Annotated in this window: 25 protein-coding genes and 1 pseudogene; 15 read left to right on the forward strand and 11 right to left on the reverse strand. The window is 72.4% G+C overall.

The window, feature by feature from the left end; all coding sequences use genetic code 11:
* Positions 1-62: 62 nt before the first annotated feature.
* Both ACX27O_RS28130 and ACX27O_RS28135 read right to left on the reverse strand, forming a co-directional pair.
* Positions 63-434 (reverse strand): annotated as a pseudogene (locus tag ACX27O_RS28130) (transketolase); the annotation flags it as partial.
* Positions 435-485: 51 nt separating this feature from the next.
* Entirely contained in the window at positions 486-890 is a 405-nt protein-coding gene (locus tag ACX27O_RS28135) for a MarR family winged helix-turn-helix transcriptional regulator (protein WP_245233577.1), read from the reverse strand.
* Between the two features lie 268 nt (positions 891-1158).
* Between ACX27O_RS28135 and ACX27O_RS28140 the strand changes: the two genes are divergently transcribed.
* The gene (locus ACX27O_RS28140) at positions 1159-2805 is read left to right on the forward strand and encodes an alkaline phosphatase D family protein (RefSeq protein ID WP_458940361.1); all 1647 of its coding nucleotides are present in this window, start codon (positions 1159-1161) and stop codon (positions 2803-2805) included.
* Positions 2806-2902: 97 nt separating this feature from the next.
* Here the strand turns inward: ACX27O_RS28140 and ACX27O_RS28145 are convergent, their stop codons facing one another.
* Both ACX27O_RS28145 and ACX27O_RS28150 read right to left on the reverse strand, forming a co-directional pair.
* Positions 2903-3307 carry a YjbQ family protein gene (locus ACX27O_RS28145; protein ID WP_030330248.1) on the reverse strand — a complete coding sequence of 135 codons (405 nt, stop codon included), beginning with the start codon at positions 3305-3307 and terminating at the stop codon, positions 2903-2905.
* Between the two features lie 26 nt (positions 3308-3333).
* Positions 3334-3684 carry a hypothetical protein gene (locus ACX27O_RS28150; RefSeq protein ID WP_458940362.1) on the reverse strand — a complete coding sequence of 117 codons (351 nt, stop codon included), beginning with the start codon at positions 3682-3684 and terminating at the stop codon, positions 3334-3336.
* A 171-nt stretch (positions 3685-3855) separates the two neighbouring features.
* Between ACX27O_RS28150 and aceE the strand changes: the two genes are divergently transcribed.
* The gene (gene aceE / locus ACX27O_RS28155) at positions 3856-6594 is read left to right on the forward strand and encodes a pyruvate dehydrogenase (acetyl-transferring), homodimeric type (RefSeq protein ID WP_030330252.1); all 2739 of its coding nucleotides are present in this window, start codon (positions 3856-3858) and stop codon (positions 6592-6594) included.
* Between the two features lie 384 nt (positions 6595-6978).
* Here aceE and ACX27O_RS28160 read toward each other — a convergent pair whose 3' ends face one another.
* Entirely contained in the window at positions 6979-7425 is a 447-nt protein-coding gene (locus tag ACX27O_RS28160; RefSeq protein WP_030330254.1) for an SRPBCC family protein, read from the reverse strand.
* Between the two features lie 188 nt (positions 7426-7613).
* On the opposite strand from ACX27O_RS28160, the gene ACX27O_RS28165 reads away from it, so the two are divergent.
* Genes ACX27O_RS28165 through gltX form a run of 3 tightly spaced genes read left to right on the forward strand, consistent with a single transcriptional unit; the run spans position 7614 to position 11698 of the window.
* Positions 7614-8963 (forward strand): GH1 family beta-glucosidase, encoded by a 1350-nt coding sequence (locus tag ACX27O_RS28165; protein WP_358129007.1) that lies wholly within the window; start codon positions 7614-7616, stop codon positions 8961-8963.
* Positions 8960-10237, forward strand: coding sequence for an MFS transporter (locus tag ACX27O_RS28170; RefSeq protein ID WP_458940363.1), 1278 nt, complete (start codon positions 8960-8962; stop codon positions 10235-10237). Before ACX27O_RS28165 ends, ACX27O_RS28170 begins: the two co-directional genes overlap by 4 nt.
* Before the next feature lie 51 nt (positions 10238-10288).
* Positions 10289-11698, forward strand: a complete 1410-nt coding sequence (gltX, locus tag ACX27O_RS28175) for a glutamate--tRNA ligase (protein WP_458940364.1) — start codon at positions 10289-10291, stop codon at positions 11696-11698.
* A gap of 172 nt (positions 11699-11870) precedes the next feature.
* Here the strand turns inward: gltX and ACX27O_RS28180 are convergent, their stop codons facing one another.
* Positions 11871-12476, reverse strand: coding sequence for a copper resistance CopC family protein (locus ACX27O_RS28180; protein WP_245233571.1), 606 nt, complete (start codon positions 12474-12476; stop codon positions 11871-11873).
* Between the two features lie 253 nt (positions 12477-12729).
* Here ACX27O_RS28180 and ACX27O_RS28185 point away from each other — a divergent pair, with 253 nt between their 5' ends.
* Complete coding sequence (locus ACX27O_RS28185; protein ID WP_279519068.1) at positions 12730-13380, forward strand: hypothetical protein; 651 nt, start codon at positions 12730-12732, stop codon at positions 13378-13380.
* A gap of 120 nt (positions 13381-13500) precedes the next feature.
* Here the strand turns inward: ACX27O_RS28185 and ACX27O_RS28190 are convergent, their stop codons facing one another.
* Positions 13501-13830, reverse strand: a complete 330-nt coding sequence (locus ACX27O_RS28190) for a hypothetical protein (RefSeq protein ID WP_030330264.1) — start codon at positions 13828-13830, stop codon at positions 13501-13503.
* A gap of 308 nt (positions 13831-14138) precedes the next feature.
* Between ACX27O_RS28190 and ACX27O_RS28195 the strand changes: the two genes are divergently transcribed.
* The 7 genes from ACX27O_RS28195 (at position 14139) to fabF (ending at position 20844) form a co-directional block, all read left to right on the forward strand.
* Complete coding sequence (locus ACX27O_RS28195) at positions 14139-15323, forward strand: sensor histidine kinase (protein ID WP_358129013.1); 1185 nt, start codon at positions 14139-14141, stop codon at positions 15321-15323.
* A complete protein-coding gene (locus tag ACX27O_RS28200) occupies positions 15320-16021 on the forward strand; it encodes a response regulator (RefSeq protein ID WP_210863430.1) in 702 nt (233 codons plus the stop codon). The genes ACX27O_RS28195 and ACX27O_RS28200 overlap by 4 nt, the downstream gene beginning before the upstream one ends.
* Before the next feature lie 3 nt (positions 16022-16024).
* Entirely contained in the window at positions 16025-17344 is a 1320-nt protein-coding gene (locus ACX27O_RS28205) for a PucR family transcriptional regulator (protein ID WP_374224270.1), read from the forward strand.
* A 78-nt stretch (positions 17345-17422) separates the two neighbouring features.
* The gene (locus ACX27O_RS28210; protein ID WP_030330272.1) at positions 17423-18349 is read left to right on the forward strand and encodes an ACP S-malonyltransferase; all 927 of its coding nucleotides are present in this window, start codon (positions 17423-17425) and stop codon (positions 18347-18349) included.
* Complete coding sequence (locus ACX27O_RS28215) at positions 18346-19290, forward strand: beta-ketoacyl-ACP synthase III (protein ID WP_030330274.1); 945 nt, start codon at positions 18346-18348, stop codon at positions 19288-19290. The genes ACX27O_RS28210 and ACX27O_RS28215 overlap by 4 nt, the downstream gene beginning before the upstream one ends.
* Positions 19291-19375: 85 nt before the next feature.
* Positions 19376-19615 (forward strand): acyl carrier protein, encoded by a 240-nt coding sequence (locus ACX27O_RS28220; RefSeq protein ID WP_030330276.1) that lies wholly within the window; start codon positions 19376-19378, stop codon positions 19613-19615.
* A 2-nt stretch (positions 19616-19617) separates the two neighbouring features.
* The gene (gene fabF, locus ACX27O_RS28225) at positions 19618-20844 is read left to right on the forward strand and encodes a beta-ketoacyl-ACP synthase II (protein WP_030330277.1); all 1227 of its coding nucleotides are present in this window, start codon (positions 19618-19620) and stop codon (positions 20842-20844) included.
* Between the two features lie 48 nt (positions 20845-20892).
* Here the strand turns inward: fabF and ACX27O_RS28230 are convergent, their stop codons facing one another.
* Positions 20893-21111, reverse strand: a complete 219-nt coding sequence (locus tag ACX27O_RS28230; RefSeq protein ID WP_030330279.1) for a hypothetical protein — start codon at positions 21109-21111, stop codon at positions 20893-20895.
* Between the two features lie 132 nt (positions 21112-21243).
* On the opposite strand from ACX27O_RS28230, the gene ACX27O_RS28235 reads away from it, so the two are divergent.
* On the forward strand, positions 21244-21906 hold the full coding sequence (locus ACX27O_RS28235) for a lipoprotein (RefSeq protein WP_458940365.1): 663 nt from the start codon (positions 21244-21246) through the stop codon (positions 21904-21906).
* A 26-nt stretch (positions 21907-21932) separates the two neighbouring features.
* Here ACX27O_RS28235 and ACX27O_RS28240 read toward each other — a convergent pair whose 3' ends face one another.
* Both ACX27O_RS28240 and ACX27O_RS28245 read right to left on the reverse strand, forming a co-directional pair.
* The gene (locus ACX27O_RS28240) at positions 21933-23666 is read right to left on the reverse strand and encodes a glycoside hydrolase family 3 protein (RefSeq protein WP_458940366.1); all 1734 of its coding nucleotides are present in this window, start codon (positions 23664-23666) and stop codon (positions 21933-21935) included.
* A 96-nt stretch (positions 23667-23762) separates the two neighbouring features.
* Positions 23763-24254 carry a DUF3145 domain-containing protein gene (locus ACX27O_RS28245; protein WP_030330284.1) on the reverse strand — a complete coding sequence of 164 codons (492 nt, stop codon included), beginning with the start codon at positions 24252-24254 and terminating at the stop codon, positions 23763-23765.
* A gap of 309 nt (positions 24255-24563) precedes the next feature.
* Between ACX27O_RS28245 and ACX27O_RS28250 the strand changes: the two genes are divergently transcribed.
* Positions 24564-24893 (forward strand): hypothetical protein, encoded by a 330-nt coding sequence (locus ACX27O_RS28250; RefSeq protein ID WP_030330285.1) that lies wholly within the window; start codon positions 24564-24566, stop codon positions 24891-24893.
* 128 nt (positions 24894-25021) lie between these two features.
* On the opposite strand, the gene ACX27O_RS28255 is transcribed toward ACX27O_RS28250, so the two are convergent.
* The gene (locus ACX27O_RS28255; protein ID WP_458940368.1) at positions 25022-25645 is read right to left on the reverse strand and encodes a carbonic anhydrase; all 624 of its coding nucleotides are present in this window, start codon (positions 25643-25645) and stop codon (positions 25022-25024) included.
* Between the last annotated feature and the right edge of the window lie 137 nt (positions 25646-25782).

Below are 25782 nucleotides of genomic sequence, written 5' to 3' on the forward strand. Positions count from 1 at the left end.
TCGGCGGAGGGCACCCGAGCGGAGGTCGGCTCGGTCTCGGTGGTCGACTCGGTCTCGGTGCTCGGCTCGGTGCTCGGCGCGGGATCGGCGGCGACCTGGGCGGCGCGCAGGCAGTAGAACGCGCCCGAGCGGTAGTGCAGCAACGCCGGATCGGTGGGACGCAGCGCGGCGGCGACGGCGGCGTTGCCCTCGTGGCCGGCCGAACCGATGGTGTAGAAGCCTTCCCCGAAGCTGCGCAACCAGCGGCCGGCCAGGTCGAGTTGCCGGCTGGTCACCTGTGCGTCGAACAGGTCCAGCAGCTGCGCGCCGGTCAGTGGGGCGTCGTCGGTGACCGGGTCGGCGGGGTCACGCCGTCGCTCGGCGGCGGGCAGCGCCGCCAGCGTCTCCCGGAACCGGTCGTCGAGATCTTGCGGGGTGGTCACGTCGGACAGCATTACCGACGGGAGCCCGGCTCGCCCAGTGGGACACGGCCGGCCGGGGTGCGTTCACTGTGACTCGCAGGACTCCGGGCAGCCGCCGTCGGACACCTTCCAGACCAGGTCACGAAGGGTGTTCAGCTCCTCGTCCGTCAGCCCGGACAGCAGTCGGGAGTCGGACATCACCTCGATCACCCGGGCCCGTACGACACGACCCTCCCCGGTCACCAGCAACGTCTTCTGCCGGCGGTCGGTGGGATCGGTGCGGCGCTCGACCAGCCCGGCCTGCTCCAGCTTGTCGACCAGCACCGTCACGTTCGACCGGTCGCAACCCAGCTGACCGGCGAGGTCGCGGGCCGGCAGCGGGTGATCCGGGTCCAGCTCCTGCAACGCCCGGGCCGCCGCCGGGGTGAGGCCCAACTCGGCGAACGCGGAGCCCTGCCGGTGTCGCAGCGCGGCGGTGACGTGCGCCATCCGGCGCACCACGTCGAAGGCGAGACCGGCGCGATCCACCGGTGCGCCCGCCGCGGGACCCACCTCCTGCGTCACTGCCACATCGTACGCAGTGACGGGCGTCGTCCGGGCCCGCCGGCGCGGCCGGCCCGTCGGCGACCAGCACGAATCGACTGTGGTCATCGGTGTTCGACTGCCGGCGACGAGCAGGGCGACTCGCTGTCACCTGTCGGCCACCGGGGCTCGCGAGGCTCCCGGAGTCACGAAGATCGGACTCTGGGGAGGATTCGTGTCACTGTCCCGACGTACCATCCTGCTGTCCGGCGCCGCGATCGGCGCCGCGGGCGCGGTCACCGGGCTGCCGACGGCGGCCGGCGCGGCGGCGGGCCGGCCGCTGGCCTACCCGTTCACCCTCGGGGTGGCCTCCGGCGACCCCGACCACGAGGGGTTCGTGTTGTGGACCCGCCTGGCCCCGCAGCCACTGGCCGAGGACGGCCTCGGCGGCATGCCGGACCGCGACGTGCCGGTGCACTGGGAGTTGGCCGCCGACGAGCGGTTCCGGCACGTGGTGCGCCGCGGCGTCGCTGTCGCCCGTGCCCGCTCGGCGCACAGCGTGCACGTGGAGTTGGCCGGCCTGCTGGCCGGGCGCGAGTACTTCTACCGGTTCCGGGCCGAGCGGCACATCTCGCCGACCGGACGCACCCGCACCGCCCCGGCACCGTGGACCATGCCCGCCACCCTCGCGATGGGCTTCGCCTCCTGCTCCCAGTACGAGCACGGCTACTTCACCGCCTACCGGCGGCTGGCCGAGACCGAGCCGGAGCTGATCCTGCACCTGGGCGACTACCAGTACGAGTACGCCCCGGACACGTACAACGTGCCCGGCGGCAACCCCCGTGACCACGAGGGACCGGAGACCCGGACGCTGGCCAACTACCGGCAGCGGCACGCCCAGTACAAGACCGACCCCGACCTGCAGGCCGCGCACGCGGTGGCGCCGTGGGCGGTGGTCTTCGACGACCACGAGGTGGAGAACAACTGGGCCGACGAGGTGCCCGAGGCGCCGGACCCGGAGTTCCCCGCGCGGCGGGCGGCGGCGTTCCAGGCGTACTACGAGAACATGCCGCTGCGGCGCACCTCGATCCCCCGCGGCATCGACATGCAGCTCTACCGGCGGGTGCGCTGGGGGCGGCTGGCCACGTTCCACCTGCTCGACACCCGGCAGTACCGCGACGACCAGGCCTGCGGCGACGGCTACCGGGACTGCGCCGCGGCATCCGACCCGGCCCGGTCGATCACCGGGGCCGAGCAGGAGGCGTGGCTGCTGGACGGCTTCCGCCGCTCGGACGCCCAGTGGGACATCCTGGGCCAGCAGGTCTTCTTCGCGCAGCGGGACAACAACTCCGGCCCGCTCACCGTCACCAGCATGGACGCCTGGGACGGCTACGTGGCCTCCCGGGACCGCATCACCCGGGGCTGGCTGGCCGCCGGGGTACGCAACCCGGTGGTGCTGACCGGCGACGTGCACGCCCACTGGGCCAGCGATCTCAAGCTGGACTACGCCGACCCGACCTCACGCACCGTCGGCACCGAACTGGTCTGCTCCTCGATCACCTCGACCGGTGACGGCGCGGACTCGGCGTCCGGCTCGCACCCGTGGTTCGCGTTCAACCCGCACCTGCGCTTCCAGAACAACCTGCGGGGGTACGTGCGCACCACGATCACCCCGGGGCAGCTCACCGCCGACTTCGACGTGCTGCCGTACGTCAGCCGGCCGGACGCGCCCGCGTACACCAGGGCGTCGTTCGTGATCGAGGACCGGGTGCCGGGCCTGCACCAGACGGCGGACAACCCGCTGCCGTCGGCGCTGCGGGGCGGCTCGCCGTCCGTCGACCTCGGTCAGCAGACCGTCGACCAGGAGACCGTCCGCCCGTAACCCGCCCGACGCGTCACGATCCGCGCACGGCGCCGCCCTCTCCCGCCGGGGCGGTGCGGGGACGCCGCGTGGATCGTGACGCGGGGCGGCCGGGCGGTCAGCCGGGCAGGAAGGAGAAGCGCACCTGACGGGTCGGGTTGTCGCCGTTGGTGTCGACCAGGCAGATCGACTGCCAGGTGCCCAGCGCCAGCCGGCCGCCGAGCACCGGCACCGTGGCGTACGGCGGGACGAACGCCGGCAGCACGTGGTCGCGGCCGTGCCCGGGCGAGCCGTGTCGGTGCCGCCAGCGGTCCTCGGTGGGAAGCAGGTCGGCCAGCGCGCTGAGCAGGTCGTCGTCGGAGCCCGACCCGGTCTCGATGATCGCCAGGCCGGCGGTGGCGTGCGGCACGAAGACGTGCAGCAGGCCGTCGCCCTCACCGGAGACGAACTGCTGGGCCTCCGCGGTGATGTCCCGGACGGCCGGCCGGGACCCGGTCTGGACGGTGATCACGTCGCTGCGCATACACCGCATTCTGCCCCAGGGCAGGCTCAGGAACCGCCGCCACCGCCGCCGGAGTCCCCACCACCGCCACCGCCGCCGGAATCGCCACCGCCGCCGCCCCAGTCCCAGCCGCCGGAGTCGCTTCCGTAGTAGCTCGCCGGCGTGCTGGTGTCCGCGTGCCTGGCGCGCTGGCCGGGCACGGGCCGCACCCTCCGGGCCGCTGGTTCCCGCAGGCCGGCACGCACCTGGATCGCGCCGAAGAGCGCTGCGGCCAGACCGAAGATGACGATCGGGAGCGCGGCGGACTCACCCGACACCAGCACCCAGGTCGCCGGGACCGCCGGGAGCACCCCGACTGCCAACAGCACACCGCCGACAATCACGCGCCGTCCGTCCATGCCACCACGGTAGGAAGCCAGAACAAGCGTCGAAAGCGGGTCGTAGCGCTAAGTTACCGGCGAGTACCTGTGTTGAGCGTCGCGTCCAGGGCACCTAGACGTGACGAGGGGTGCCACCAGGGGGCAGGATGGCGCTAGAGACCTATCCCACACACAACCGAGGGAACGCCTGTGGCTACGGAACGCAAGCGCCCGGTGATCAGCGACGGCCTACCGAGCCAGCTTCCGGACATCGACCCTGAAGAGACCAGCGAATGGGTCGAGTCGCTTGACGGTGTCATCGACGAACGCGGTGCCAAGCGCGCCCGCTACGTCATGCTGCGCCTGCTGGAGCGGGCCCGTGAGCGCCAGGTCGGGGTTCCGCCCCTGACCACCACCGACTACATCAACACCATCACACCGGAGCGCGAACCCTGGTTCCCGGGTGACGAGCACGTCGAGCGGCGGATCCGGGCGTACGTCCGGTGGAACGCCGCCATGCTGGTGCACCGGGCGCAGCGCCCGGAGATCGGCGTCGGCGGGCACATCTCCACCTTCGCCAGCTCGGCGTCGCTCTACGAGGTGGGCTTCAACCACTTCTTCCGGGGCAAGAACCACCCGGGCGGTGGCGACCAGATCTTCTACCAGGGCCACGCCTCCCCCGGCATGTACGCGCGGGCGTTCCTGGAGGGGCGGCTCAGCGAGCACCAGCTCGACGGGTTCCGCCAGGAGCTGTCGCACCCCGGCGGTGGGCTGCCCTCGTACCCGCACCCTCGGCTGATGCCGGACTTCTGGGAGTTCCCCACCGTCTCGATGGGTCTCGGCGGTCTGAACGCGATCTACCAGGCCCGGTTCAACCGGTACCTGCAGCACCGCGGCATCAAGGACACCTCCCAGCAGCACGTCTGGGCGTTCCTCGGCGACGGCGAGATGGACGAGCCGGAGACGCTCGGCGCCATCGGCGTGGCCGCCCGCGAGGAGCTGGACAACCTCACCTTCGTGATCAACTGCAACCTGCAGCGGCTGGACGGCCCGGTCCGGGGCAACGGCAAGGTCATGCAGGAGCTGGAGGCGTTCTTCCGGGGTGCCGGCTGGAACGTGATCAAGGTCGTCTGGGGTCGCGAGTGGGACCCGCTGCTCGCCGCGGACACCGACGGCGCGCTGGTCAACCTGATGAACACCACGACCGACGGCGACTACCAGACCTACAAGGCGGAGTCGGGCGCGTACGTGCGGGAGCACTTCTTCGGCCGGGACGCCCGGACCCGCAAGATGGTCGAGCCGCTCAGCGACGACGAGATCTGGAACCTCAAGCGGGGTGGGCACGACTACCGCAAGCTCTACGCGGCCTACAAGGCGGCCACCGAGCACACCGGTCAGCCCACCGTCATCCTGGCGAAGACGATCAAGGGCTGGACGCTCGGCTCGCACTTCGAGGGCCGCAACGCGACCCACCAGATGAAGAAGCTGACGCTGGAGGACTTGAAGACCTTCCGCGACCGGCTCTACCTCGACATCCCGGACTCGGCGCTGGAGGACAACCCCTACCTGCCGCCGTACTTCCACCCGGGCGAGAAGTCCGAGGAGATGGCATACCTCAAGGAGCGGCGCGAGCAGCTCGGCGGGTTCCTGCCGTCCCGGCGGACCAGCACCAAGCGGCTGGCCATCCCCGGCCCGGAGCGGTTCGCCGACGTCAAGCGCGGCTCGGGCAAGCAGAAGGTGGCCACCACGCAGGCCTTCGTCCGGCTGCTCAAGGACGTGATGAAGGACAAGGAGTTCGGCAAGCGCTGGGTGCCGATCATCCCGGACGAGGCCCGCACCTTCGGTCTCGACTCGATCTTCCCGACCGCGAAGATCTACTCGCCGCACGGCCAGCGCTACACCTCGGTCGACCGCGAGCTGTTCCTGTCGTACAAGGAGTCGACGACCGGGCAGATCCTGCACGAGGGGATCAACGAGGCCGGTTCGGTGGCCTCGTTCACCGCCGCCGGCTCGTCGTACGCCACGCACGACGAGCCGATGATCCCGATGTACATCTTCTACTCGATGTTCGGGTTCCAGCGCACCGCCGACGGGCTGTGGGCGGCGGCCGACCAGATGGCCCGCGGCTTCCTGCTCGGCGCCACCGCCGGTCGGACCACGCTCAACGGTGAGGGTCTTCAGCACGAGGACGGGCACTCGCTGCTGATCGCCGCCACCAACCCGGCCGTGGTCGCGTACGACCCGGCGTTCGCGTACGAGATCGCGCACATCATGGAGCAGGGTCTGCACCGGATGTACGGGGACGCGCAGGAGAACGTCTTCTACTACCTGACGGTCTACAACGAGCCGACGGTGCAGCCGGCCGAGCCGGCCGACGTGGACGTGGAGGGCCTGCTCAAGGGCATCTACCGCTACTCGCCGGCCCCGCAGGTCGACGGCCCGAAGGCCAACCTGCTCGCCTCGGGCACGGGGATGCAGTGGGCGCTCAAGGCCCAGCAGCTGCTCGCCCAGGACTGGGGGGTGGGTGCCAGCGTCTGGTCGGTGACCTCCTGGACCGAGCTGCGCCGCGACGCGGTGGAGACCGAGGAGTACAACCTGCTCAACCCGGGCGCCGAGGCGAAGGTTCCGTACATCCAGCAGAAGCTGGCCGACGCGGACGGGCCGAAGGTCGCGGTCAGCGACTTCATGCGCGCGGTACCGGACCTGATCGCCCGCTGGGTACCCGGCGACTACACGTCGCTCGGCACCGACGGGTTCGGCATGTCGGACACCCGGCACGCGCTGCGCCGGCACTTCCACGTCGACGCGGAGTCGATCGTGGTGGCCACGCTGCGGCAGCTCGCCCGCAGCGGCGCGGTGCCGGCCACGGTGCCGGCCGAGGCCGCCAAGAAGTACGCGATCGACGACGTCAACGCCGCCCCGGTCGGCGAGACCGGCGGCGACAGCTAGATCCTGGTTCACCCGGACGAAGGGGCCCGGCACGCGACCGCGTGCCGGGCCCTCGTCTTTCGGTACGCCCCCGCGCCGTCCCCGCCCATCTGGACGCCGCCCCCGGACCGGGCACCGCCGCGGCCAAGCGCCGCCCCGCCGCAAGATCACGCTCGATCGTGGACGTAGTGGCTTCGGCCAGCGGTGAGGCCACCACATCCAGGATCGAGCACGATCTCCACGAGCTCGGGGCCTCCGGGCCGAGCCGGGCCGGGCCGGGTCCAGCAACGCGCGCGAAGTGGCGCGAGCGCACACCCTCAGGACGCGATCCGGCGGTGGTCCGGGAGCCCTGGCGGGGATCCGGACCACCGCCGTCGCGGGTGACGCCGGGAGGATGGGCGCTCGTCAGCCGACGGCGGCCAGGTCGGTGAGCCGGGCCAGCGAGTCCTCCAGGTCGGCGCCGACCCGACGCAGTCCGAGGCGCAGCAGGGCCGCCTTGACCGGGCCAGCCGGCCAGCGGACCACGATGAGGCGCACGATGGTGCCGCCCTCCTCCTCGTCGGCGGTGAGCTGGACGTAGATTTCGGTGCGCGCCTCCGCACGAGCACCGGCGCCCTTGGCCCGCTCCCGCCAGCCGATCAGCGTCGGCTCCTGGTAGGCGATCACCTCGGCCTCATGCGCCGAGCCGCGCCCCGCCTGGACCAGCTGTCGTCGTCCGAAGCCCTCACCCGAGAGCACTTCGGCCGCACGGACCCCGGCCAGCCAGGCCGGCAACTGCTCGGCCCGCTGCACGACATCCCAGACCACTTCAATTGGCGCCGCCACGTGCGCACTGCGTTCCACGAGGATCATTTCCGTCTTTCCTCCGGTGAGGACATCCCACGATATCGGCACTCTATGCGTTAAATCGGACTTACCAGGACGGGTTCGGAAAAAGACACGCCGATCAACCATTGCGGAATGCGCCAGGCCGGCCTATGGCGCATTCATCGACAGCGCCCTAAAGTCCCGAGCACGTTTCACGTTGACCGGGAGGGCGTATGTCGACAGCACCGATGCCCCAGTTCCCCACCGGCTTCCGCTGGGGCGTCTCCACATCGGCCCACCAGATCGAGGGCGCCGCCACTGTCGACGGCCGAGGTCCGTCCATCTGGGACACCTTCGCCCAGTCACCCGGGCGGATCAGCGACGGCAGCAGCGGCGCGGTCGCCTGCGACCACTACCACCGGCACACCGAGGACGTGGCGCTACTGGCCGGCCTGGGCGTCGACGCGTACCGGTTCTCCATCGCCTGGCCCCGGATCCAACCCACCGGCGCCGGCCCGGCCAACCCGGCCGGCCTGGACTTCTACGACCGTCTGGTGGACGAGCTGCTGGCCGCCGACGTCGACCCGGTGGCCACCCTCTACCACTGGGACCTGCCGCAACCCCTCGAAGACACCGGCGGCTGGCTGCACCGCGACACCGCCGCCCGGTTCGCCGAGTACGCCGAGAAGACCGCCGCCCGACTCGGCGACCGCGTCCGGCTGTGGATCACGCTGAACGAACCGTTCATCCACATGAGCCTCGGCTACGGCATGGGCCAGCACGCCCCCGGCCGGATGCTGCTGTTCGACGCCTTCCCGGCCGCCCACCACCAACTGCTCGGGCACGGGCTCGCCGTCGCCGCGCTACGGGCCCACACCACCAGCCCGGTGGCGATCGCCAACAACTACTCGCCGGTGCGGATACTCGGCGACAGTGACGCCGACCGGGCCGCCGGGGCGGCGTACGAGGCGCTGCACAACCGGCTGTTCACCGACCCGCTGCTCGGCCGCGGCTACCCCGAACTGCCCGGCCTCGACCCGGGCATCGTCCACCCCGGCGACCTCGACACGATCGCCGCGCCGATCGACGTGCTCGGGGTCAACTACTACAACCCCACCGGGGTACGGGCCGCCGAGGAGGGTTCACCCCTGCCGTTCGACCTGGTTGCGCTGGACGGCTACCCGCGTACCGCCTTCGACTGGCCGGTGGCCCCCGACGGGCTGCGCGAGCTGCTCGGCTGGCTGCACGACACGTACGGCGACGCGCTGCCACCCATCGAGATCACCGAGAGCGGCTGCGCGTACGACGACGCACCCGACGCCGACGGGCAGGTGGCGGACCCGGAGCGGATCGCGTACCTCGACGGGCACCTGCGCGCGGTCCGGGCCGCCCTCGACGACGGGGTGGACGTCCGCGGGTACTTCGTCTGGTCGCTGCTGGACAACTGGGAGTGGGCCGAGGGGTTCACCAAGCGCTTCGGTCTGGTGCACGTCGACTACGCCACCCAGACCCGTACGCCGAAGTCGTCGTACACCTGGTTGCGGGACGTGATCGCGGCCAGCCGGCCGGGGTCGGCGCGGTGACCACCCTCGACCCGACGCCGGCATCGCTGCCGGCGGCGCTCGCCGAGCCGACGGTGCCGGTCCGGCGCGGCTGGGTCGGTCTGATCTTCGCGGCCAACCTCGGCGTGTGGATGGCGTTCTTCACGCCGATCCAGGTGCTGCTGCCGCAGCAGATCGAGCAGATCGCGCCCGGCGACAAGGAGAACATGCTGGCCGTGGTCACCGGCCTCGGCGCACTGGCCGCGGTGCTGGCCAACCCCCTCGCGGGCGCGTTCTCCGACCGGACCTGCCTGCGGATCGCCGGCCGCGAGTTCGGTCGTCGGCACGTCTGGACGGTGGGCGGGGCGGTGCTCGGCGCGGCGGCCCTGGTGCTGCTGGCCCAGCAGCGGACCATCCTCGGTGTCGCCCTCGGTTGGGTGGCCGCGCAGGTCTGCTTCAACGCGATGCTGGCCAGCCTCAGCGCCGCCGTCCCGGACCGGGTGCCGGTGCGCCAGCGCGGTGGCGTCTCGGGCTGGGTGGGCATCCCGCAGGCGCTCGGGTTGGTGCTCGGCGCGGTGCTCGTCACCGCAGTGGTCACCGGCAACACCGCCGGCTACCTGGCCATCGCCGTGGCCATCCTGCTGCTGTCGCTGCCGTTCGCGCTGCTCACCCCCGACGAGCCACTGCCGCGGACGCACCGACCGGTGCTCCGGACGCGGGCGCTGCTGGCCTCGATGTGGATCAGCCCGCGCCGACACCCGGACTTCGCCTGGGCCTGGATCACCCGGTTCCTGGTCCAGTTGGGCAACGCGCTGGGCACCCTCTACCTGCTGTACTTCCTCAGCGACGGGGTGCGTCACCCCGACCCCGAGGGCGGCCTGCTGGTGCTGATCCTGCTCTACACGCTCGGCATGATGCTGACCGCTGTGGTCGCCGGCCGACTGTCCGACCGGTCCGGCCGCCGCAAGGTCTACGTGATCGTCTCCGGGTTGATCATGGCGGTGGCGGCGCTGCTGCTCGCGGTCGCCCCGCTCTGGCCGGTGGCCATCGTCGCGGCACTGCTGCTCGGCGCCGGCTACGGCGTCTACCTCTCGGTGGACGCCGCGTTGATCACCCAGGTGCTGCCCCGGGCCACCGACCGGGCCAAGGACCTGGGCGTGATCAACATCGCCAACTCGGCGCCGCAGGTGCTCGGCCCGGCGCTCTCCGCCCCGCTCGTGGTGTATCTGGGCGGCTATCCCACGCTCTACGCGGTCACCGCCGTGGTCACCCTCCTCGGCAGCGCCCTGGTCGTCAAGATCCGTTCGGTGCCCTGAGTCAGGGGGCCGTGCCCAAAAGCGCTCGCCGCCCGCCGTAGGCTGGGGGACGTGACAGTACGTGTGCGCTTCGCCCCCTCCCCGACCGGTATGTTCCACGTCGGCGGCGCCCGCTCGGCGCTGCAGAACTGGATCTACGCCAAGCAGCAGGGCGGCGTGTTCGTGCTGCGGATCGAGGACACCGACGCGGCGCGCAACAAGCCCGAGTGGACCGAGGGCATCCTCTCCGCCCTGGACTGGATCGGCATCACCCGGGGCAGCTACGAGGGCCCCTACTTCCAGTCGGCGAACGCCGGTGAGCACCGGGCCGCCGCCGCGCGCCTGTACGAGTCGGGCCGTGCCTACTACTGCGACTGCACCCGTGAGGACGTGCAGGCCCGCACCGGCTCGCAGTACCAGGGCTACGACGGCTACCACCGCGACCTCGGCCTCGGCCCCGGTGAGGGTCGCGCGCTGCGCTTCCGTACGCCGGACGAGGGCACGACAGTGGTGGTCGACCTGATCCGCGGTGAGCCCACCTTCGAGAACAAGCTCATCGAGGACTTCGTCATCGCCCGGGGCGACGGCTCGCCGGTCTTCCTGCTGGCCAACGTCGTCGACGACATGACCATGGGGATCACCCACGTGATCCGGGCCGAGGAGCACCTGCCCAACACGCCCAAGCAGCAGCTGCTCTGGGAGGCCCTCGGGGTCAAGCCGCCGGTCTGGGCGCACGTGCCGGTGGTGGTCAACGAGAAGCGGCAGAAGCTCTCCAAGCGCCGGGACAAGGTCGCCCTGGAGGCGTACCGCGACGAGGGTTACCTGGCCGGCGCGATGCGCAACTACCTCATGCTGCTCGGCTGGGCCCCCTCCGGCGACCGGGAGATCGTGCCCTGGTCGGTCATCGAGGACGAGTTCCGGCTGGACGAGGTCAACCTCTCCTCGGCGTTCTTCGACGAGAAGAAGCTGCGCGCGTTCAACGGCGAGTACATTCGCGCGCTGCCGGTGGCCGAGTTCATCGACGCCTGCCAGCCGTGGCTGACCGGCACCGACACCATCGCGCCGCCACCCTGGCAGCCCGAGGAGTTCGACGCCGACGCGTTCGCCGCCGTGGCGCCGCTGGCCCAGACCCGGATCGCGGTGCTCAGCGAGATCGTGCCGAACGTCGACTTCCTCTTCCTGGCCACGCCGCTGATCGACGAGGCGGCCTGGACCAAGACGATGAAGGACGGCTCCGCCGAGCTGCTGGACGATGCCGTCGCGGCGTTCGAGGCGCTGGAGTCCTGGGATGCCGAGTCGTTGAAGTCGACGCTGGAGGCGGTCGGCGCCGAGCGGGGCCTCAAGCTCGGCAAGACGCAGGCACCCGTACGGGTTGCTGTCACCGGTCGCACCGTGGGTCTGCCGCTGTTCGAGTCGCTGGAGGTGCTCGGTCGCGAGCGCACCCTGACCCGCATCCGCGCCACCCGCCTCCGCCTGGTCTGACTGTTGCGCATCGACGCGTCACGGGCGCGTCGCCGGCCCAACTCCGCATCGCCCCGCCTTTGCTCTGCACCCCAATAGGCACCGGTCGCAGACCGTAACCGTCGCTTCCGCGGGTGCAGAGCAAAGGATGGCGCGCACACCTGACCCACCCGGGTTGGTGAGTGTCAGAGAGTCACCGAACCCCTCGCTGGCGGCGGAACACGAGGCCGGCTCCGAGCGCGGCGAGCAGCAGCACGCCGCCGAGCCCCCAGAGCCACCAGCGGCCGCCGGAGTCGGACTGCTCCGACGCGGCCGGCACCGTCGACGCCGTCGAGCTGGCGGGGGTGGTCGACGCCGGCACGGCGGAGGGCGACGCGCCAGCCGAGGGCGACCCGGTAGCTGTGGTCCCGGCGGCGGTCGACGGCGAGGCGGACGGGTCGGCGGCCGTACCGGTCGTGAGGGTGAACCGCACTTCGCCCTTCACCGGGTGCCCGTCGGCGGACGCGAGCTGGTAGCCCACGATGTAGAGACCCGCCGCCGCGGGCTTGAACGGCACCCGCACCCGGCTGCCGGCGAAGACCGGTGGGCCGCCAGCGACCACATTGTCCGGTCCGGTTATGGTGATCTTCGTCGTTGTCGGTGACGGCGTGGCGAGGAACCGCAGCTCGACCCGGGCGGGTGCCGTCGCCACGCGGGCACCGTCGCGCGGGTTGCTGCCGGTCAGCTCGTTGTGGGCGGCGGCCGGTGTGGGCGGCACCAGAAACGACACACCGAACGCCACGCCGAGGACCACTGGCATGACCCGCACCGTACGTGTAACCCTGCCCCCCATGAACCCCTCCGTAAGGGTACGATCCGCCCGCTGATCAAACGGCTCCTCATTAGTCGAGCAGAGATCGCAGATAGTTCCAATTACTGTTCCGAAAGCTGCAACTCATCGACGTTCTGCGGAGTCTGTAGGAGTGGACGCGGCCATCTGGTCGATGCCCGCACCGGCAGGTCGGTCCGGACGTCACGACGAAGCCATCCATCGAGCGGGGCGAGGAGGCGGGATGGTCCGACACATGAGGCGGTTGGCCGCCGTGTTGGCGGGCACGCTGGCGGCGGCACTGCTGTCGCTGGGCACCGCCGGCTCGGCCTCGGCCGCGCCGAAGCCGGCACCCGCCGGAGTGGACATCACCGGCACGGGGCTGTCCGAGCCGCTGCGAATGCACGCGGACACCGAGCCCGCTCTCGTGGGCGCGATCATCGACCAGGTCAACTTCCTCGCCCGCACCGGCATGCCGACCGGTCCTAAGGCGGCCAACCTCGGTCCGAAATACACGGTCGTGGTGCTCGCCGGCGATACGCCGAAGCAGACCTACGACCTCTATCCGAAGGCGGTCGGTGGCCCCCGCGTCTACCGGCCGGCCAAGCAGCCGGACGGCCGCAAGACCAGCGCCGGCTGGTTCCTGGGTCGGCTCAGCATGTCCGAGACCCTACGCACCGCCGGTGTGCCGCTGGAGCGGCAGTTTGACACGGTCAGCGGCGGCGCGGGCGGCGGCGAGCGGGTGCTCCCGGAAGACACGCTCGACCCGGCGAAGGACCTCGACGAGGCGCTGGGCGACCTGCAACGCCTGCTGCTGCTCAACGTCGGCGTGATGTTGACCATCACGGTCGGCCTCGCCGGGATCGCCCTGCTGATCCGCCGCCGCACCCGCTGAACCGGCGCCGCACACGGCCGGCGCCGCACACGGCCGGCGCCGCACACGCTGAGCCGACACTGACACTGAGCCGGCGCTGGCACCGGCGCACGTGCTGGCCAGCGCCTCAACCGGCGCTGGTCAGCACCAGCGGCGCGGTGGGCGCTCCCGGCGGGTGGCCCGTGGACGCGGTCGGACCGGGCCGTGCCGGTGCGCCCCGGCCCAGCCGGGAAGTTCACTCAGGCAACCAGCGGGGACGTCGAAGTCGGGCTCGCCGAGGGTGTTGGGCTCTGCGGAGCGCTGGCGCGGCAGCACGGGCTCGTCGTCAGCCCGCCCGGTGAGCGGCTCCGCCGGGTGCGATGGTGCGCCGCCGACCGCTCGGCGGTGCTTACCCGCCGCCTGCGGGTCGTGGTGCCCCGGCCGGCAGGGCTCGCCCTGGGCGCAGCCGTGCTCGGCCTCCCCGTGCGCCATCCCGGTCTCCTCACGCTCGCCCCACCCTCGGGTGCTCTCCCCGAGGTGCCCTGTCACCGTACTGGCCGGGACCGACGGGCCGCGCGCAGCGTACCCGGCGTCCGGACGGGCCGGTCCCCGGCGACGCCGCCGAGCACGGAACCCGGTTACGCAGTTCACAGCATCTTTTCGTGCCGTTCACCGAAGGGCCCGCCGGAGGGCGGACCGGGCGGGGCGCGGTGCGCGTACCCCTTTCGGCGCATGGCGGTGCCGTCGAGGTCCTCCCCCGGTCGGAGTTAGACCGGCGACGGCTGTGGTGGGATCGGGTCATGCGTCCGCCACCGTGGCTCGACTCCGGCACCCTCGGCCGTGATCTCGTGCTGGCCGGCGCGTCGCTGGCCGGTGGTCTGGTGTTGCACGCCCTGGGTTGGCAACCGCAGGTCCGCCCGAACGCGGAGGTGCCCTCGGCGTTGTTCCTGCCGCCGCTGGTGGCGGTGTGCGTCGCCGTCGCTCTTCGGCGGGTCGCACCGCGCGCCAGCCTGGCGCTGGGCACCGGCGCGCTGGTGGTCGACACGGCGCTGGGCAGTTCGCTGGGCACGGTCCTGGTCTACACACAGGTGCTCTACGACGCCTGCGTGTACGGCCCGCCCCGGCTGTGGCGGTGGCTGCTGCGGATCACCGTGGCGCTGAGCCTGCTCGGGACGGTCGTCGGGGTGCTCAGGTACGGCCACTGGCGTGGGGCGGCGCTCGGGGTGCTGGTGGTGCTCGCCGGGCTGTTGCCGGTGCTGACCGGCATCAGTGTGCGGCAGTACCGCGACCAGGCCGCCGCCGAGCGGGCGCGGGCCGAGCAGACCGCCCGGCTGGTCGAGTTGGACCGTCGGCAGGCGGTCAGCGCCGAACGGGCCCGGATGGCCCGGGAGTTGCACGACGTGGTCGCCAACCACCTCAGCGCGGTGGCCATCCACGCCACCGCCGTGCTGTCGGTGCCCGGCTTGGATCGCGGTCAGGTGGAGTCGGCGTTGCGGGTCATCCGGGAGAGCAGCGTGCAGGGGCTGGCGGAGATGCGTCAGATGATCGAGGTGTTGCGCGAACCCGGGAGCAGCGGTGGCCAGGCCGCGCCGGAGGTGGTCACCGCGCGGTTGGCCGAGGCGGACGGGCTGGTCGAGCGGGCTCGGGCGGCCGGTCTCACGGTGCGGGTCCGGACCGATGGCACGCCGGGCGCGCTGCCGGTGGGGGTGGACCTCGCCGCGTACCGGATCGTGCAGGAGTCGCTGACGAACGCGCTGAAGCACGGTACGGGTGAGGCGGAGCTGACGATCGCGTACCGCCCGGCCGAGGTGGTGCTGACGGTGGAGAACCCGGTCCGCCGGGGCGCGGCCGGGCTGCCGGGCGCCGGGGCCGGGCTGATCGGCATGCGGGAGCGGGCCACGCTGCTGGCCGGGCGGTTCACTGCCGGGCCGTGCGACGGTCGCTGGCAGGTGCGGGCGGCCCTGCCCACCGGGGAGGCCGGGTGACCGGGGCGGCGCGGCCCGCGGACGACGCGGGCGCGGCGACGGTACGGGTGGTGCTCGCCGACGACCAGCCGGCGGTACGCGCGGGACTGGCCCTGATCTTGAACGGCTCACCGGGTGTCCGGGTGGTCGGCGAGGCTGCCGACGGTGACGCCGCGGTGCGCCTGTGCCGGGAGCTGCGCCCCGACGTGGCGGTGCTCGATGTGCGGATGCCCCACTCCGACGGGATCTCCGCGACCCGGGCGATCGTCGCCGACGGGCTCGCCGACGTGCTGGTGCTCACCACCTTCGACCTCGACGAGTACGTCTTCGGGGCGTTGCGGGCCGGCGCGGCCGGGTTCCTGCTCAAGGACACCGACGCCGACGGTCTGGTCAGCGCGGTGCGGACGGTGGCCCGGGGCGACGGGTTCATCGCGCCCACTGTGACCCGCCGGCTGATCACCGCGTTCGCGGCCACCACGCCGGGCGCGTCGGCGGACACCCGGGCCGCGCTGACCACCCTCACCCCGCGCGAGCGTGACGTGCTGGCCTGCCTCGGGTTGGGCCTGTCCAACCAGCAGATCGCCGACCGGCTGGTACTGGCGGAGAGCACCACCAAGACCCATGTGAGCCGGATCCTGGCGAAGCTGGACCTGCGCAGCCGGGTGCAGGCCGCCATCCTGGCCCAGGAGTTGGGTCTGCCCGCTCCCCCGCAGCCGTGAGCCGTGCCGACCGGTGCCGACGTGGTTGGCCTGCTCACGACGTGTCAGGCTAGGGCGGTGAGCACGCCGGGCGGTGGGGAGCTGTCGGCCACGCTGCGCCGTATCGAACGATCGGCGGGGGCGTTGGCCACCTCCAGCGTGGCCCGGATGGACGAGACGCTGCCCTGGTTCCGGTCGCTGCCGGCCGACCAGCGCTCCTGGGTGATGCTGGTCGCCCAGGCGGGCGCGAGGTCGTTGGTGCAGTGGCTGCGCGAGGGCGGCGGCACGGCGGACAGCACCCAGGAGGTCTCGGACGAGGTCTTCGCCGCCGCCCCGCAGGCGCTGGCCCGGTCGATCACCCTCCAGCAGACCGTGGCGTTGATCAAGGTGACGATCGACGTGGTCGAGGAGCAGGTGTCGCACCTGGCCGCCGAGGGCGAGGAGCAGCAGTTGCGCGAGGCGGTGCTGCGCTTCTCCCGGGAGATCGCGTTCTCCGCCGCCCGGGTGTACGCGCGGGCCGCCGAGTCGCGCGGCGCGTGGGACGCCCGGCTGCAGGCGCTGCTTGTCGACGCCCTGTTGCGCGGTGACTCGCCGGACGTGCTGGCCAGTCGGGCCGCCGCGCTCGGCTGGACGGACGCGCCGCCGGTGGCGGTGGCGGTCGGCCGGTCGCCCGGTGGCGAGGTCTCCGCGGTGCTGCACGTGGTCTACCGGCAGGCCCGCCGGATCGGCGTGGAGGTGATCGGCGGTGTGCACGGCGACCGGCTGGTCATCGTGCTGGGCGGCGCACCGGATCCGCTGACCGCCACGGCGAAGCTGCTGAGCGCGTTCGGGGATGGCCCGGTGGTCGTCGGTCCCGCCGTACCGAGCCTGGACGAGGCGACCGAGTCGGCGCGGGCCGCGCTGTCCGGCTTTCGGGCCGCGCCGGCATGGCCCAGCGCGCCCCGCCCGGTGCCGGCGGCGGACCTGCTGCCGGAGCGGGCCCTCGCCGGTGACGCGGAGGCCCGTCGGCGGCTGCGCCACGATGTGTACGCGACGCTGGTGCGTGCCGGCGGGGAACTGCTGGCGACCCTGGACGCGTTCCTGGCCGCGGGTGGCACGTTGGAGAGCGCGGCCCGGGCACTGTTCGTGCACCCGAACACGGTGCGTTACCGGTTGCGCCGGATCGCCGAGGTGACCGGGTTCTCGCCGTTGTCTCCGCGCGACGCGTTCGCCCTCCAGGTCGCGCTGACCGTGGGTCGGTTGGACCCGGTTGCCCCGCTCGCCTCTGCGGTCCCGACTCAGACAATGACCCCGGCCGCCCGGAAATCCCCGCAAAACGAGGGTGATCCTCGCCGATCTTTGTAGGAAACCTCCAAAGGTCCTAGTACGGTTTGGTCGAAGGCGGCACAGCGTTACCCGCCTTTATCCGGGAGAGTCATAGGCGTGCTCGCTGTACTTAGTCCCGGCCAGGGTTCTCAGAAACCCGGCTTCCTGACCCCCTGGCTCGACCTGACCGGCACTGAGGCGCGACTGCGCGAGTGGTCGGCGTTGGCCGGGGTCGACCTGCTGCACCTGGGCACCGCCGCCGACGCCGACGAGATCAAGGACACTGCCCGCACCCAGCCGTTGCTGGTCGCCGCGGCGTTGCTCGCGGCCGAGCACCTGCCGTTGGACGGCGTCGCGCTCACCGCCGGCCACAGCGTCGGCGAGTTGGGTGCCGCCGCGCTGGCCGGAGTGCTCTCCGCCGACGCCGCGATCACCCTGGCCGGCGTCCGCGGCCGGGAGATGGCCGCCGCCTGCGCGCTGGAGCCGACCGGGATGGCCGCCGTGCTCGGCGGTGACCCCGACGAGGTGATCGCCGCGATCGAGGCGAACGGGCTCTACCCGGCCAACCGCAACGGCGCCGGGCAGATCGTCGCCGCGGGCGCCCTGGACGGGCTCGACAAGCTCGCCGCCGCCCCGCCGGCCCGGACCCGGGTCATCCGGCTCCAGGTGGCCGGCGCGTTCCACACCCCGTACATGGCTCCGGCGGAGACCGCGCTCGCCGCGGCGGCCGCCGGGATCGCCGCCGCCGACCCGGCCCGGACCCTGCTGTCGAACCTCGACGGCACCGCCGTCGACAACGGCGCGGCCATGGTGCAGCGCCTCGTCCGTCAGGTCACCGCGCCGGTGCGCTGGGACCTGTGCATGCGGACGCTGGCCGACCTCGGCGTCACCGGCGTGATCGAACTGCCCCCGGCCGGCACCCTCGCCGGTCTGGTCAAGCGGGAACTCAAGGGCGACGGCGCCCCGGAGATCGTCACCCTCAACACCCCGGACGACCTGCCGGCCGCACGGGACCTGATCGCCCGTATCGGAGGTCGTTCATGACTGGCAGTCGCATCGTCTCGATGGGGCACTACCAGCCGTCCCGGGTGGTGACCAACGACGACATCGCCCAGCTCGTCGACACCAACGACGAGTGGATCCGTGACCGGGTCGGCATCGTCAGCCGGCGGATCGCCGACAGCGAGACGGTCGCCGACATGGCCGCCGCGGCCGCCGGCAAGGCGCTCGCCAACTCGGGCCTGACCGCCGCCGACATCGACCTGGTAGTGGTCGCCACCTGCTCCTCCATCGACCGCAGCCCCAACGTGGCCTGCCGCGTCGCCGCCAAGCTGGGCATCACCGCGCCGGGCGCGTTCGACCTCAACACCGCCTGCTCGGGCTTCGCCTACGCGCTGGGCACCGTCGACCACGCCATCCGGGCCGGGGCGTCGCGCAACGCGATCGTCATCGGTGCGGAGAAGCTGTCCGACTTCACCGACTGGACCGACCGCTCCACCTGCATCATCTTCGCCGACGGGGCCGGTGCCGCGGTGGTCTCCGCCACCGCCGACGACGAGCCGACCGGAATCGGCCCGGTCGTCTGGGGTTCGGTGCCGGACAAGAGCGACGCGGTCCGCATCGAGGGCTGGCGCCCGTACATCCAGCAGGAGGGGCAGGCGGTGTTCCGCTGGGCCACCACCGCGATCGCGCCGCTCGCGCTCCAGGCCTGCGAGCGGGCCGGGGTCGAGCCGTCGGAGCTGGCCGCGTTCGTGCCGCACCAGGCCAACGCCCGGATCATCGACGGCATCGCCAAGCGGCTCAACATCCCCGACGCGATCATCGCGAAGGACATCGTCGAGTCCGGCAACACCTCCGCGGCGAGCGTTCCGCTGGCCCTGTCCAAGCTGGTCGAGCGCCGGGAGGTGCCCTCGGGCGCGCCGGTGCTGCTGTTCGGCTTCGGCGGCGGTCTGACCTACGCCGGTCAGGTCGTCCGCTGCCCCTGATGACCCCCTCGGGCGCGTACGCGTCGAGGAGCGGCGGTGGGCGACGCCGACCGCCGGATAATCCCGATGAAAGGAACCAACCGCAATGACCCGTGACGAGATCACCACCGGCCTCGCCGAGATCCTCGAAGAGGTTGCCGGGGTGAACCCGGACGACGTGGCCGAGGGGAAGTCCTTCACCGACGACCTCGATGTCGACTCGCTCTCCATGGTGGAGGTCGTGGTCGCGGCCGAGGAGAAGTTCGGCGTCAAGATCCCGGACAACGAGGTGCAGAACCTCAAGACCGTCGGTGACGCTGTCAGCTACATCGCGGCCCAGTCCTGATCATGAGTCGTTCCGACGTCGTCGTCACCGGGCTCGGCGCGACGACCCCGCTTGGCGGGGACGTCGCGTCGACCTGGGACGCCATGCTCGCCGGCCGCTCCGGGGTGAGTGCTCTCACCCAGGAGTGGGCCGAGCAACTGCCGGTCCGGATCGCCGCCCAGTTGGCGGTGGAGCCGTCCGAGGTGCTGGACCGGGTCCGCCTGCGCCGCCTGGACCGTTCCGAGGCGATCGCGATCATCGCGGCGCAGCAGGCCTGGGCGGACGCCGGCCTCGCCGGCTCCGACCTTGACGGGGAGCGGTTGGCCGTCAGCGTCGGCTCCGGCATCGGCGGTGCCACCACCCTGCTCGCCCAGGACGACATCCTGGAGGCCTCCGGGCCACGGCGGGTCTCCCCGCACACCATCCCGATGCTGATGCCGAACGGTCCGGCTGCCTGGGTGGGCCTGGAGCTCGGCGCGAAGGCCGGCGTGCACTCGGTGGCCAGCGCCTGCGCCACCGGCGCCGAGGCGATCGCCCTGGGCCTGGACATCATCCGCTCCGGCCGGGCCGACGTGGTGGTGGCCGGCGGCACCGAGGCGGTCATCCACCCGCTGCCGATCGCCGGCTTCAGCTCGATGCGGGCCATGTCGACCCGCAACGACGACCCGGAGCGGGCCTCCCGCCCGTGGGACCGGGGCCGGGACGGTTTCGTCCTCGGTGAGGGCGCCGGCATCGTGGTGCTGGAGCGGGCCGAGCACGCCGCAGCCCGGGGCGCCCGGGTGTACGCGCGCCTCGCCGGCGCCGGGATCACCTCCGACGCGTACGACATCGTGCAGCCGCACGCCGAGGGCGAGGGCGCCATCCGGGCCATCGCCAAGGCGATCGCCGACGCGGACATCGCCAAGCGCGACATCGTGCACGTCAACGCGCACGCCACCTCGACCCCGGTCGGGGACATGCTGGAGATCGGCGGGCTGCACAAGGCGCTCGGCGACCACCCGGTGCTGTCCGCGACGAAGTCGATGACCGGTCACCTGCTCGGCGCGGCGGGCGCGCTGGAGTCGATCGCCACCATCCTGGCGATCCGCGACAGCATCGTCCCGCCGACGATCAACCTGGACGACCCGGAGCCCGGCCTCACCCTGGACGTCGCCGCGCACAAGGCCCGCCCGATGGAGATCCCGGCCGCGTTGAACAACGCGTTCGGCTTCGGCGGCCACAACGTGGCGCTCGTTTTCGCCCGACCCTGAGCTCCCGCGTAAGGGCCTCTCCTCGACGAGGAGGGGCCCTTACGTCGTTCAGCCCCGGTTGCGGGGGTGCTGTTTCGCGGTGCGTTCGTTGCCGTGGCGGTAGTTGCCGGTCCAGCGGGCCATCACCAACTGCGGATCGTCGTCGACCTCGGCGAGGAACTCCTCGGCCCGCGCGCCGCGCAGCGTCCCGGCGACCCGTCCGTGGTGGGTGATCACCACTGTGCCGTCCGCCCGTTGCGTGTGCCGGAATCCCGCTGCCGCTCCCATGGGGGGAGGTTGTCAGACCGGCCGGGCTCGGGGCGACCTGATTTCGGTGGCGCGGAGCCGATGCCGATTGACGCCGGGACAGCGCCCGGCTTAGATGGGCCGACTGAAGATCGACTGACGGGGATCACCACCATGGACACTCGTACCCGCGTTGCCGTGTCGGCGCTGCTCGCCCTCGGCCTGCTGGCCGGCTGCGGTGACGACGCCGCCCCCACCGGTGCCACGGCCGGCGACCCTGCGCCGCAGGCCACGGGTGAGCCCTGGTACGACGAGGTGGCCCCGGCGTCGCCCGGCGGCACGACCGGCGGTACGGGTTCGCCCTGCCCGGTCCCGGTGTCGTTTCCCCTGGCCGACGGGTGGACGGCAAAGGCCATCGAGCAGCCCAAGGATGAGCTGGCCGAACTGGTCGGCGAGGCGCTCACCAAGCGCGGCGGCACCACGGTGCGCTGCGAGGTGGACGGCCGCTCGGCCGGTGGCGGATTCCTGCGGATCTGGGCTGCGGACTCGCCAACCGGCACACCGCGCGCCGCGCTGGAGGGTTTCGCGGCCGGGGCCGGCGAGACGGTCACCGGGGCACAGTTCCGCGACCTGCGCGCCGGCGGCTTCGACGGCACCGAGATGACCTGGATCGCCACCAACCCGCTGGTCGAGGAGGAGTCGCGCAACTGGGCGCTGGCCGTCCAGCCGGCCGGGCAGACGCTGGTCTTCGCTGTCAACGAGGGGCTGATCACCGAGCGGACCGACGTGCTGCCGGCGTACCGGCTCGCGGTGCGCGGGCTCGCGCCGGGCGAGTGAGGTCGCCCGGCGCACGCGTCGACAGGTCAGGTGCGACAGGTGCTCGCGGGCAGTCCGGGGACGGCCACCGGCGACCGGCCGTCCGGCCGGGCCTTGCCGGCGAGCACGGCGGCCAGCGCGGTCATCGACGCCCGGCTGGAGGAGTACGTGGCCAGCAGCGTCGGTGACGTGGCGCCGGCCAGCACGTACGGGGTGTCCATGGCGACAGTGACCGCCGCGTCGGCGCGCAGGTCCTCGGCGCCGTCGCCGTAGCCCACCAGGTGCACGACAGTGCCGCCGCTGGGCTTGACCGACACCCCGGCGGCGGTCAGCGCGGCGGTGAGCGTGGCCCGGGTGCCGTCCCGACCGCCGGACGAGGTGACGGTGACCGGCCCGCGTACCTCCGCGCCGCAGGTGCCCCGCAGCACGGTGACGGCGGCGGCGGCCAGCGCCTCGGCCGCCGCCCGGTGCGCCGGGGTGTTGAGCGTGGACATCTGCGCCGCCGGCAGCTCCGCGAGCTGGAACTTCATGGTCAGCACCCGGGTGACCGCCTCGACCAGTCGGGTCCGGGGCAGTGATCCGCCGCGCAGCGCGGCGAGCAACCCGTCGTACGCCTGAGCGACGTTCGGGGTCATCAGGATGAGGTCGTTGCCGGCGTTGAGCGCCCGGACCGCCGCCTCGCCGGGAGCCCAGCGCTTCGCGGGCGGCATGTTCATCCCGTCGGTGATCACCACGCCCTTGAAGCCGAGTTGGCCGCGCAGTACGTCGGTGAGCAGCTTGTGCGAGAACGTCGCCGGGGTCCCCGGGTCGATCGCGCGCGCGTCCAGGTGACCGGACATCACTGCCATCGCGCCCGCGTCCATCCCGGCGGTGAACGGTGGCCACGCGCCGCTCTGCAACGCCGCCGCGGACTGGGTGAGCACCGGCAGATCCTGGTGCGAGTCGTCGGCGCTGTGGCCGTGCCCGGGGAAGTGCTTCAGGGTGGCCGCGACCCCGCTCGCCTGGAGGCCCCGGACCGCTCCACCCACCTGCGCGGCGGCCTGCTTCGGGTCGGCGCCGTAGGACCGGGAGCCGATCACGGTGCTGCGGGTGGCCAGCACGTCGGCCACCGGGGCGAAGTCGATGTTGATGCCCATCGCGGCCAGCTCGGTGCCGGCGGCCCGCCAGGCCGCCTCGGTGAGCTTCGGGTCACCGGCCGCGCCGGCCGCGAGGGCGCTGGGCAGCACGGTGACCCCGTCGGTCACGCGGGTGACGACGCCGTACTCCTGGTCGGTGCCGATCAGCAGCGGTGCGGGGCCGGTGGCGAGCCGACCGGCGGTGGCACGCAGGCCGGCGGTGAGCTCGTGCACCTGCTGGGGGTTGTCGACGTTGGTGGTTTCCTGGTTGCCCTTGGTGGGGTCGTCGGCGCTGAAGCCGACCAGGATCAGGCCACCCAGCCGGTACTTGGCGATCATGTCGGCGGGGGTGTCGACCCCGGCGAGGGCCTGGTTACCAGCCGCCGAGCCGGCGGAGACCTTTGTCGCCGAGTCGCCGTAGGCGTAGGGCATCAGCACCTGGCCGACCAGGTCTTCGTCGGACAGCGTCGCCACCAGCGCGGCCGCCCGGCCGGCGGGATCGGCGGCCGGCGGCGCGGCCGGGGCGCTCGGACCACCGGACGGGGCGGTGGGGCTGGGCGTCGGGGCGGGGCGGGGCGAGCCGCCCGAGCAGCCGGCGACGAGCAGGGCGGTCAGGGCGGCGACAGCGACAGGAGCGCGCCACGGGCGATTCGACACGCCGCCCATCCCACCAGCTTCTCCCTTATCGGGGCAACTTGACCTTACCGCCCGTGCGTGCCTGGGCGGACGGGCGTGCACGTCGCCGACTCGCGGACCGTCGGGTCAGCCCACCCGGGTGAGCAAGGTCACCGGGGCGCCGTCGCCCGCGTACCGGTAGGGCTCCAGGTCAGCGTCCCACGCCGTGCCGAGCGCCTTGTCGAGGGCGTGCGCCAGCGCCTCCGGGGCCCGCGAGGCCGCCATCAGCGTCCGAAGCCGGTCCTCGCCGAGTTGGATGTCGCCGGCCACGCCGACCGTCGCCCGGAAGAGGCCACGGGCCGGCACGTACATGAAGCGCTCGCCGTCGGCCCCGGGACTCGGTTCCTCGGTGACCTCGAAACGGATCATGGGCCACTGCCGTAGGGCAGCGGCCAGCTCGGCGCCCGTCCCCGGACGACCGGTCCACCCGCACTCGGCCCGGCGTGCGCCGGGGTCGACGGGCTGAGCCGTCCACTGCAGGTTGACCGGCGCGGCTAGGACGCGCGCGATCGCCCACTCGACGTGCGAGCACACGGCGAGCGGGGTCGAGTGGACGTATACGACGCCACGCGTTGGCACGGTGACCTCCCGGAGAGCGAGGTGCGTCTTCCCCTACGACCTCGTCCACCCAGGTGGCTGCTGCAACACATGATGACCTGTGTGACGCGTGGTGCGCCAGGGAATCGGAAAAATCGCCGGTCGGAATAGCCGGACGGGTGGTCGCCGTTGCCTCTCAAGACACCGCGACGACCAGCATGATGTCGTGGTCCTGTACAGTTCCACCGGCGGCTTATGCCGCGTTACACCTTCGCGGGTCGAGTTCACGTACGGCCCGCACACAGCCCCCGGACGTCCAGTCCTCCCGTACGTCTTGCAAGGAGTACCTCCGTGGCGAGCAACACCTCTAAGACCGCGCGCGCGTCCGTCCGGGCCGGCCAGGCTGGCCAGGGTGGCGCCCTCAGCGTGCTGGGCGAGTTCAAGTACCTCATCCCGCTCAACGGCGGCAAGCACGCCTACGTGCGGAACCTGACCAACGGCAAGACCGCGCACCTGCGCACGGACTCCGACGCGTTCGTCGAGGAGATCCGCGTGCTGGCCGCCGCCGGCCACGCCGCCAAGATCCGGGCGGAGATCAACAACCTGGCTGCCACCCACCCGGGTGACGGCTGGGAGGCCACCGAGAAGCGCCTGGTCGCGGCCGGCGTCTTCGAGGGCTGAGCCCTCCCCCACCGCACCAACCGAAACCGCCCGCCGGGACAGTCCGGCGGGCGGTTTCGCGTGTCCGGGGTCGGGTCGGGCCAGCCCGTCGAGCAGGGGGCAGGTCAGCCTGTCGAGCAGGGTGCGGGTCAGCCTGGATCGATCAGGGCGACCTCGCCGGTGGCCAGGTCGTAGAGCCCGCCGACCACTGCCACCCGGCCGGCGGCCACCGGCCCGGCCAGCAGGTCGTCCGCGCGCAGGATGCGCACCGTGCGCCGGACGTGCCGGCGGATCGCCAGCGGCTGCACCGCCGGGTCGTCGATCCCCACCTCGGTCACCGCCGGGGCGATCTCGTTCACCAGGTGCGCCAACGACCCCCCGGGACGCTGTCCGGCGCGCAGCGCCCGCACGGTGGCCTCCACCGCGCCGCACCGCTCGTGGCCGAGGACCATCACCAGCGGTACGCCGAGCTGGCCGACCACGTACTCGATCGAGCCGCGGACCGCGCGATCGAGCACGTGCCCGCCGGTACGGATCACACAGATCGCGCCGAAGGTCTGGTCGAAGATCGCCTCCAGCGGCACCCGGGAGTCGATGCAGCCCAGCACCACGGCGTACGGCTGCTGGTCGCCGGAGGCAGCGGCGGCGGCCGTGACGTCGTGACCGTGCACCGGCTGGCCGCTGACGAACCGCCGGTTGCCGGCGAGCAGGTCGGCCAGCGCGGCGCGGGGCGTACCGCCGGCCTGCCGCCCCTGCCCCGACGTCGCGCCCATGGGCGCTCCCGACGACCCCATGCCGTTCAGCTTGGCCCGCCGCCGTCCATCGCGGGTGCGGTCGGGAATGTTCGCCAGGGCGCGATTGGCGTGCTGTGATGGCGGGTAGCCGGTGTTACCGCCGGGTATCCCGGTGC

It is taken from the genome of Micromonospora sp. SD19 (genome assembly GCF_054462275.1).

Bases quoted from the DNA above. Each gene is read 5' to 3' on its own strand.
- ACX27O_RS28135 (WP_245233577.1), bottom strand. From the start codon at position 890: ATGGCGCACGTCACCGCCGCGCTGCGACACCGGCAGGGCTCCGCGTTC.
- ACX27O_RS28145 (WP_030330248.1), bottom strand. From the start codon at position 3,307: ATGCGCAGCGACGTGATCACCGTCCAGACCGGGTCCCGGCCGGCCGTC.
- ACX27O_RS28150 (WP_458940362.1), bottom strand. From the start codon at position 3,684: ATGGACGGACGGCGCGTGATTGTCGGCGGTGTGCTGTTGGCAGTCGGG.
- ACX27O_RS28160 (WP_030330254.1), bottom strand. From the start codon at position 7,425: ATGATCCTCGTGGAACGCAGTGCGCACGTGGCGGCGCCAATTGAAGTG.
- ACX27O_RS28165 (WP_358129007.1), top strand. From the start codon at position 7,614: ATGTCGACAGCACCGATGCCCCAGTTCCCCACCGGCTTCCGCTGGGGC.
- ACX27O_RS28180 (WP_245233571.1), bottom strand. From the start codon at position 12,476: ATGCCAGTGGTCCTCGGCGTGGCGTTCGGTGTGTCGTTTCTGGTGCCG.
- ACX27O_RS28185 (WP_279519068.1), top strand. From the start codon at position 12,730: ATGGTCCGACACATGAGGCGGTTGGCCGCCGTGTTGGCGGGCACGCTG.
- ACX27O_RS28190 (WP_030330264.1), bottom strand. From the start codon at position 13,830: ATGGCGCACGGGGAGGCCGAGCACGGCTGCGCCCAGGGCGAGCCCTGC.
- ACX27O_RS28195 (WP_358129013.1), top strand. From the start codon at position 14,139: ATGCGTCCGCCACCGTGGCTCGACTCCGGCACCCTCGGCCGTGATCTC.
- ACX27O_RS28215 (WP_030330274.1), top strand. From the start codon at position 18,346: ATGACTGGCAGTCGCATCGTCTCGATGGGGCACTACCAGCCGTCCCGG.
- ACX27O_RS28220 (WP_030330276.1), top strand. From the start codon at position 19,376: ATGACCCGTGACGAGATCACCACCGGCCTCGCCGAGATCCTCGAAGAG.
- fabF (WP_030330277.1), top strand. From the start codon at position 19,618: ATGAGTCGTTCCGACGTCGTCGTCACCGGGCTCGGCGCGACGACCCCG.
- ACX27O_RS28230 (WP_030330279.1), bottom strand. From the start codon at position 21,111: ATGGGAGCGGCAGCGGGATTCCGGCACACGCAACGGGCGGACGGCACA.
- ACX27O_RS28235 (WP_458940365.1), top strand. From the start codon at position 21,244: ATGGACACTCGTACCCGCGTTGCCGTGTCGGCGCTGCTCGCCCTCGGC.
- ACX27O_RS28240 (WP_458940366.1), bottom strand. From the start codon at position 23,666: ATGGGCGGCGTGTCGAATCGCCCGTGGCGCGCTCCTGTCGCTGTCGCC.
- ACX27O_RS28255 (WP_458940368.1), bottom strand. From the start codon at position 25,645: ATGGGCGCGACGTCGGGGCAGGGGCGGCAGGCCGGCGGTACGCCCCGC.